Origin of the sequence: Pauljensenia sp. 20925_1_27, from assembly GCF_041432835.1 — a bacterium.
Lineage (GTDB): Bacteria > Actinomycetota > Actinomycetes > Actinomycetales > Actinomycetaceae > Pauljensenia.
Map to the genome: position 1 here is coordinate 1 of NZ_JAPWAH010000040.1, position 1,425 is coordinate 1,425.

2 protein-coding genes are annotated in these 1,425 nt (G+C 55.0%); both read left to right on the forward strand.

Features of this window, described 5'->3' with window-relative positions:
• The coding region (locus O3684_RS10170) for a DUF5067 domain-containing protein (protein WP_500066819.1) at positions 1-490 on the forward strand (490 nt) is incomplete at its 5' end.
• Between the two features lie 42 nt (positions 491-532).
• Positions 533-1,237, forward strand: a complete 705-nt coding sequence (locus O3684_RS10175) for a DUF5067 domain-containing protein (RefSeq protein ID WP_500066821.1) — start codon at positions 533-535, stop codon at positions 1,235-1,237.
• Positions 1,238-1,425 lie beyond the last annotated feature (188 nt).

Here is a 1,425-nt window from a genome sequence, read left to right on the forward strand (position 1 = left end):
TCCGACTGCGTCTAATCCCGCGACGACGGGAGCGCCGACACCCCGGGCAACAGGCAATGGCGAGCAGTATTCCGCTGATTTTCTTGGCGGCAAGTTCCACATCGAGAGCACGTCGATCGTGCAGGGCCCCAAAGATAAGGACGGTGCGGACACTATCCTCGTCACCTACAGGATCGTTAACAACACATCGAAGACGCAAGTTATTGGCATGTGCGTCCCTCGTCTTGAGCAAAAGGGATCGAAGTTTCCCAAGGCTATGTTTAAAAAAGGCGAGGAACCCGAAGGATACGACTACAACGGACCGGACGAGATCAAACCTGGTGAGACACTGACCGTCATGGGAGCCTACAAGTACCTCTATGTCGGTGAGCCCGTTACCTTCCGCACATGGGCACACATTACCGAGGAGGATACGACCAACGACCCATGGGGTGTGGGTAAAGAAGACGGTCCAGAGAACGATACCCTCTGGGTGTGGCAGCCGTCCTGATTGGTGTCAGTCAATTATTCATACTAGATATTAGGAGTTGTGGTGAGTTATCCGTATGGTCGTCCTGGTGGGTCGGGTTCTGGTGATCCGCGGGGTGTGGGTGTTCCTGGTGGTCAGCGGGGTGTGGGTGTTCCTGGTGGTCAGTGGGTTCCGGTTGCTGGTTCTGGTGGGTCGGGTTCTGGTGGGCGTGGGTCCTCTGCTGGTGTGATTGTTGGTTGTTTGGTGGGGTTGGTTGTTGCTGCGTTGGTTGTTGGCGTGGCTTTTGTTGCGCTGCGTTCGGGTGGTTCTGAGCCCGGATCGAATCCGACGGCGAGTCCGACGGCGACGGCCAGGCCGACTGAACAGCAGACGATTGCCAGTGATCACTATTGGGCTGATGTGTTGGGCGGTGAGTTTCATATTGAGAGTACGTCGGTCGTGCAGGGGCCAACTGATCAGGATGGGGCAGCGACCCTCCTGGTGACCCTCACCATGACAAACAACACCAATGAATCCGAGTACATCATGAATCATGTTCCCTTTCTGGAACAAAATGGCGTCGATCTTGACTTTGCTAAGCTCGATCCCGATCAATACCCAGATGTGGTCGTAGAAATGAGCGACGATTTGATCGAGCCGGGCGACACGAAAACACTCGTTGTAGGGTTTAAATACATCTACGTGGGCGAGCCAGTCGTGTTTCAAACCGACGTCCCTGTGAGCGACAATATCTACGACTTTCCAAAAATTGTTGTGCAGCCGTCCTGATTGGTTTCAGTCAATTATTTGTATTGGATATTAGGAGTTGTGGTGAGTTATCCGTATGGTCGTCCTGGTGGGTCGGGTTCTGGTGATCCGCGGGGTGTGGGTGTCCCTGGTGGGTCGGGTTCTGGTGATCCGCGGGGTGTGGGTGTCCCTGGTGGGTCGGGTTCTGGTGATCCGCGGGGTGTGGGTGT